Consider the following 6934-nt stretch of genomic DNA (forward strand, 5'->3'; position numbering starts at 1 on the left):
CCTCGGCCTGTTTGAGCACGGCGATGATCTGGCTGTCGGTGAAGCGGGATGTCTTCATGGAACCTCCTCGGAAAAGGGTACGAGAAAATTCCACTTCTGGCGTCAGCTAACCTGCGGGGGGATTACCGGCGCGGGTGGGCGCTGCCCGGGCGGCACTCTTGGGAATGCCCTGCGTCCGCGATGGCAGGCTGTTCATGGGTGCGGCTGGCCTCGACGATCGAGGTCGCAAGCAGCGAAGCCGGACCTTGGTGCAGTCAGGCGTGCGGCGGGCGTGCGGCTACAACGCAAGCTCGGCAGTGACCGCACTCGGGCGCGTGCTCAGCCGCACGCTCAGACTGGGGACGTTGAGCGGTCTTGCGTTCTGGGGACTGCCGCCTGAGACGGCGACACCGTTGCCCGGCCTGGATCCTGCGCGCTCGAACCTGGGCATCCGGTTGCCACCCAGCGAGTGCACGGACCGAGAGGCCGGTGCCATGACGTCTCGAGTGACGCCGTGGCTCGCCAGGTCCCGCGCCGCTAGGCCCCATCACGCGCATGCCGGCTGTTCTGGCATAATGCGCGGCCAGGCGCTCGTAGCTCAGCCGGATAGAGTAGTGGCTTCCGAAGCCATTGGTCGGGGGTTCGAATCCCTCCGGGCGCACCAATTTCAGTTCCAGGCGTGTCCTTGGACGAACAAAAGCCCTCGAGAGATCGAGGGTTTTTTGTTGTCTGTACATCAAAAGGTTTATCCGGATCCATTGGCACCCGGACTGATCGTGGCATAGATGGGCGCACCAGCCCTCAACGCAGAAGTGCAGAAGATGGCTGCCCCATGCAGTCACGCGGCTTCATGGAACGCTTCAACGACTGCGAACAACGCGGCGTTGGGGATATGCACGGGTTCCGCAGCGTCAGTGAAGCGAGCAAACCGACCGGCCGCCGCTTGGCTGGTTGCCGGCATCCAATACAGACTGCATGGACTCGGCGGGCAAACACCCGCCGAGTTCTGCGATCAACATCATCAGCATGCCTGCCGTTGAAATTGCCGGGTGCGACGTCGCCGGTTCCCAGGGTCTAACGGATGTGCCATTCCTTGATCAGTTTACGCGCCCGCTCTTCGATGAAGCGGTTCGCGTTGGCCTGCGCCTGTTCGGACTCCTGCTTTGCCTCTGCGTCCCCGATGCCACCCTCTTGCGCTTCCTCGAACTGCGCCGTCGCCCACGTGGTCGCCGCATCCTGCGCCGCTTCTCCCTGCTCATCGTGCATGGAGATGTAGGCCTTCAATGGCGGCCACATTTCCGAACGCCCGGTGAGTGCATTCCTGCTGCGCAGCAGCCTCTCCCTGGACAGCTCCAACGCGGGATTTTGCAGGGCTTCCTGCAGCAGGCCCAGTGCGGTCTCGTGGTTCTGCGTGTGCATGATCTTGTGCTTGAGCATCTCAGCAAACGCGGTTGTGACGTCTCCTAGCACGGCGCGACCGAAACCGCCCACTTGCGTCATGCCATCCAGGTTGAGCCTCTTGACGGTGTGGTCGCTCAAAAATTGGTCGAAGCTTGTGCGGAATTCGGGTGAACGAATGGCCTCGGCCACCACTTGGTCGAGCAGTGTCATGTCGGCGGGCCTGATGTGTGCGGCGAAGAGCCCGGCATCTTGCTCCAGCCCCCGCGTCCACTTTTCAAAACGCTTGCCCAGCTCGGCATCGACACCGCGCAACACGCCCGTGAACTCGCGGAAGCGGTTCCAGGACGCCCCGGCCTGTTGCGCCGCCGGCACGGGCGCGTGCCGCGGTCTGTCGGCCATCCGCTGTGCCGCGCGCTGTGCCCGGCGCTGTGCCGCGCGCTGCTCGTGCTCTGGGTCGCGGATCCGCAGCAATTGGCCTGCCAGATGATCCGGCACCTTGATATCGCAGCCAGCGGGCAGTCGTGCCAGCCACGGTGGAAGGGTCTGCAGGCCGGTGCCGCGCAGGTCCAGCAGTTGCAGCTGGGCAAGATCCCCCACGCTGTCTGGCAACCGCTGGAGCGCGGCGCAATTTTTCAGCGACAGTTCCTTCAAGCCGCTCAGTCGACCGATGTCCTCGGGCAAGTGCGCCAGCCGGTGGTTGGAGGAGAGGTTGAGTTTTTTCAGCCGCTGCAGCCGGGTGAGACTGCCTGGAAGTTGCTCCAGCTTGGAGTTTGATGTTACCGCCAGCGACCTGAGCCCCTGCATGAGGCCGATGTTTTCAGGCAGCTCGCGCAAATGCGACGAGTACTTCATGCGCAATTCGGTCAATCGGCCCAGTTCAACGATGCTGGCCGGCAGGCGCTCACAGTGCACGCCGCCTAGCGCGAGGTGGCGCAGACCTTGCATACGCCCCAGGTCCGCGGGCAGCTCGTCCAACGGGGCATTCATCAATTCGAGGGTTTTTAGATTGGACAGGTGCGTCAACGAAGGTGGCAGCTTTTTCAGGCCCGTAGCGCCAAAAACTTGCAGCTGGCGGAGCTGCTGCAGCTGTCCCAGGCTGTCCGGCAGCGACACAAGCCCGGTATGGGCCAGCGTCAATGTCTGTAACGCGTCAAGCCGGCCGACCGCATCAGGCAGCGTCCTGGCAGGAAGGCCGTAGTTGATGACGAGCTCGGTGCTTCGGTTGGTCGCTGCACGGCGGATTGCGTTTGCCACGTCCTGCAGCACCACCCGCGACGTATCGCTTACCCCGTCATGGAGGTTGAGGCCGATTCGGACCTGCTCTGCCATCGGCAGGCTTCGCGCAAGCCAATCGTCGATGTCCTGTTCGATGCTGGGCGGTGGCGCTGAAGACGCTCCAGCTAGCGCAACCGGTTGGCTCGACGCACGCAGAGGTGACCGGGTAAGGCGCCGTTGTGCCGGGTTTCTGGGTGCCAAGGGATCTGCGGCCGACGTGCTTTCGCGCCGCCGCGGCCGCGCGAGTAGAGGGCTCAGCAAGCCCTCCGCGCTCGAAGGTTGCCGTGAAGGACGGTCTTCAGCGGGTGCTTGGTCGGCGGTATCCGTTCGCGGACGAGCGCGCAGTAAGCGATTTAAATTTATATTTAACATGGACGAATCTCCTGCGTAGTCGGCTGGCTGCAGCGTTCCCCAACGTAGGCTACTGCGACGCGACTGCCATCGCAGCACTGAAGCGAAGCGGTTGCATCGCCTGGCGAATCACGCGCTTGTGTCCAAAGGCGCAGCTTTGCTGCGTATCTCCTCACCGAAAGCGGTGAATGGTTCGAGGTTCGATTTAACCGGTTTTCAGCGTGAGACACATGATGGCGACGGGCGACCGATCAGGTAATGCGTCGCATCGTTCGCGACCCAGTTCTGCGCGTGGCGACCGTGTTCATTGCAACGACGTTGACGCTGCCGGGACAACCTCTAGCATTCCGTCGCTTGGTCGCCCGGAGACACGTTACGGCTGTAGCGGCACCGGAACGTGCCTCCAGGCACCTAGAGGCACGTCCATACGAAGGCCGCCAATCGATAATGCAACGCATCAGCGCAGCGCGATCCCGCAGCGCGGCGTGGCTGATCGACCGTCGTTGCCGCAACGCCCAAGGTCCCGAGCACCGACGCCAGCTGCAGGATGTCTAACGCAACTGTCGCTGTGGCATGTGCGTTATCTATGACGCACTCTGACATTCCTCAGATTCTGCCGCACGTCTCCCTCGAAGTTGTCGGCGATACCTTTGGGAATAATCTGCTTACCCACCGGGACGCCGCCGGCGTTTTCCAGCTTCTGGTGGATCTCACCGTCTTTCTGCTTGTCCAGTTTATATTCTTCGTAATGCAAGCCTCCCAAGATCGGCATCTTGAGAATTTCAACCGATTTACTGATTGTGGTACCCGCGACATAACCCTTGGCGAACTCAGCAGCATTCGGCCGCGGCTTGGCCGGCCCTCTAGGCGCTTTCTTGAAGCGGTTGTTGGCTGCCTTCCTAGCAGCAGACCGCTCTGCTTCTTTCGCCGAGCCATTGGCCGCTCCTTTTGCCCCGTCGCCGACTGCCTCCTTGGCAGCAGATCCAGCGGTGCTCTTGGCCCCGTCCTGGAATGCCTGCCTGGCAACGGAGCCACTGGTCTCTTTAGCCGTGGCCCCTGCTGCTCCCTTGGCCACACCGCTGGCTGTGACCGCTGCTGCTCCCTTGGCCACGCCGCTGGCTGTGACCGCTGCTGCTCCCTTGGCCGCGCCGCTGGCTGTGCCCGCTGCTGCTCCCTTGGCCGCAGCCTCGGCAGCCTGCCTTGCCCCGGTCTCGGCCGCTTCCTTAGCCGCGCCCTCGGCGACCCCTTTGGTTGCAGCCTCGGCGACCCCCTTGGCGGCCCCCTTGGCTGCGATTCTGGCGGTGGGCCCACCGATTGCACCGATCGCCGCCCCGGCCATATTGATGCCGGCCAGCTTCAACGCAAGCGACATGTCCCCACCTTGAATCGCGGTGTCGGCCACCTGCGCCGCCTGCGCCTCGCTCTCCAATGCAATCGATGCCGCATCGGCAATTTCGCCGATGATGGGAATCCCATTCAATGCGCTGAGCCCGACCGACATCCAGTCCAGGATCTGGCTGTCCCACTTGAGGAACTCGTGCAAGCCATGCTGGAACGTACCGACGTCCTTTTTGGGCTTCTTGATCGCGGGCGGATCGTCCTTGCCCACCAGCATGTCTGCGACAGCCTTTTGCTGATCTGGCGAGCTCGCCTCGTGCGTGACCGGCGTGTCCACGGTCTTGTTGGCTGCGCTCATGTGGTCATAGAACTGCCGGAAATCGTTCTGACTGATCTTGCCCGAGTCCACGACATGGCCGCCGCCGAAGAAGTGATGGGGCTTCTTGTAGCCGGTGATGGAATTGTTCAACAAGCCGAACAGCAGCGGGTCGGCCAACAACTGCGTCGCGGCCTGCTTGACGGCCGGGTCGGCCTTGTCGTCCTTGGAGATCGCGTCGAGCTTGTCGCGCGTGATTTCCTTGCCGTCGCCGTAGAACGCGTCCTGATGACTGTTGATGGTGTCCAGCGTCTTCTGCTCGTCCGCGGTCAGGTGCATTTCGGAGGTGGATTTCTGCAGGAAATCCGGCGTGCTCATCGACCCCGAATCCCCTGCAAATTCCTTCCACTCGTCCGGATGATCGCGAAAGTATTGAGCAGCCGCGATCACCTGCGGCGGGCATTTGCCGGTCTTGCTGTCGCCATCGACGATCTTGGCGAATTCGTCCTCGCTCAGGTTGCCGGGCAGATAGTCGGAATAGCGATACAGCTCGCGCAGGGCATCGCTTTTGGTCATGACCGACGCCTTGGTTTTGTCGGGGCTATCGGATGCGATGTAGTTTTGGGTGTAGCCCTTCGCCTTTTTGTCGTTGTACTCAGCAATTTGCGGATGGTAATAAGAGAAATCCGTCAAGTTATTTCCGTTGATCCTGCCGCCGCACTTGCCGTCCTTCTGCGAGCCGATAGCAAAGAACAAACGGGGATCCTTCTGCAGTCCGATCAACGCCTGCTTCAAGTCGGGTTGGGTCGATGGATCATTGATCTTTGCGTCCAGCTGATCGAAGGGCAAGGACCCGATTTGGTCCTTGTGCCGATCCAGGACCGAAACAATCTCCAGTTCAGATTGATTGAGCTGGCCGTCGTTCCAGGTGACCGTCGAGCCCTCCGCTGCCGGTGGCGGGTTGGAGCCCTTGATGTTCTTCGGGTTGAACTCGTCGTTCTTCCCACCCAATGCCTTGACTTGTGGATGAGAATCCGAAAAGTCCCAAAGATTCTGCCCATTGATCTTGCCGCCGCACTTGCCGTCCCCCTGAGAGCCGATGGCAAAGAAGAGTCGCGGATCTTGTTTCAGGCCTTGCAACGCGGCTTTCAGGTCGGGGGGCGTTGAAGGATCGTTGATCTTGTCGTCGAGATGCTTGTACTCGAGCGGCATCTGATCCTTGTGTGCATTCAGCGTCGAAACGATCTGAAGCTCCGACTTGGTCAGCGTGCCATCGTTCCAGGTGACCGTCGAACCCTCCAACGCCGGCGGCGCATCCTTCCCCTTGATGTGCTTGGCATTGAAGTCGTAGCCCAGGGATGGCCAGGAGGTGCGCTGCTCGATCGGCTGGGTGGCTTGCCAGTCCGATGCCGACAGCTGGCTGCTGCCATCACCGTCTGGCGCAGCTGACGGCGTATTGCCTGGTGCATGTGTTGGCGTGTTGGCCTGCAGGGCCGCCAGCAGCAGATAAATTTGCTGAAAAATATTGTCCATCGCCGTGGGCAGATCGGACCCATCCTTGGACGAATCCGGTCCCAACAAACTCGACGAAGACGACTCATCCAACGATGTACCCAGGAATTGACTGGGGTTGCTACCGGTAGAAAGCGTATTGAGCGACATAGGCGGCCTCGCAATGACAGAAGTGACAGAGCACCTTCGTATGAGTGGCACCTCATACGGTCGCACGGACGAGCCCATGCGGCGTAGGACATAGTCTGCCGATCTGCGTGATGTGCACCCTGGCCGACGAACTATTTTGGCGAAAAAAGCGCAAAAATCGATGTGCCGATGTCTTTCCACGCCTGTTCGTTGCGATGCAGGTGCGTGCGCGTCACTTGTTCCGGCCAAAGCTCGGCGGGGACGCATGAATGCCGAGACAATACCACGTTATTAACAGCTGCTGATAATGTCGCCTTGCGTAGAGCGACACGCATGGTGACCGCAGGTCGCCCGCCACATTGTTGAGATTCGTGGCTTACCAGCCCTCTGTTTGATTGCGTAAAGGATCATCCAAGCGCCCGCTGCACGCGCACGCAACGTTGCCAATGTATCTGCGAGAGTCCGAACCAAGTGCTGAGCCCAGATATATAAGGTGTGGGGATATCTAGTCGCCCCTGAAAAACCCCTCTCAAACCTCCAGTGCCATGTTTGCGGACCACATGGTGCGTGAGGGCGTTGAGGAACGCGCCCGCACCACCTGCAACCAAGCACGCAAAAATGCGATCCAGCGCA

At 61.0% G+C, this 6934-nt stretch carries 1 protein-coding gene, 1 tRNA gene and 1 pseudogene; 1 reads left to right on the forward strand and 2 read right to left on the reverse strand.

The window, feature by feature from the left end; genetic code table 11:
- The first annotated feature begins 566 nt into the window (after positions 1–566).
- Positions 567–643, forward strand: a tRNA-Arg gene (locus NX05_RS16280).
- A 410-nt stretch (positions 644–1053) separates the two neighbouring features.
- Here NX05_RS16280 and xopAE read toward each other — a convergent pair.
- Positions 1054–2709, reverse strand: a complete 1656-nt coding sequence (gene xopAE / locus NX05_RS16285) for a type III secretion system effector XopAE (RefSeq protein ID WP_039433857.1) — start codon at positions 2707–2709, stop codon at positions 1054–1056.
- Between the two features lie 1045 nt (positions 2710–3754).
- Positions 3755–6073: pseudogene (locus NX05_RS16290) on the reverse strand (HrpF/NolX family T3SS translocon protein); the annotation flags it as partial.
- Between the last annotated feature and the right edge of the window lie 861 nt (positions 6074–6934).

This window comes from Xanthomonas vasicola, assembly GCF_000772705.2.
Taxonomy (GTDB): domain Bacteria; phylum Pseudomonadota; class Gammaproteobacteria; order Xanthomonadales; family Xanthomonadaceae; genus Xanthomonas; species Xanthomonas vasicola.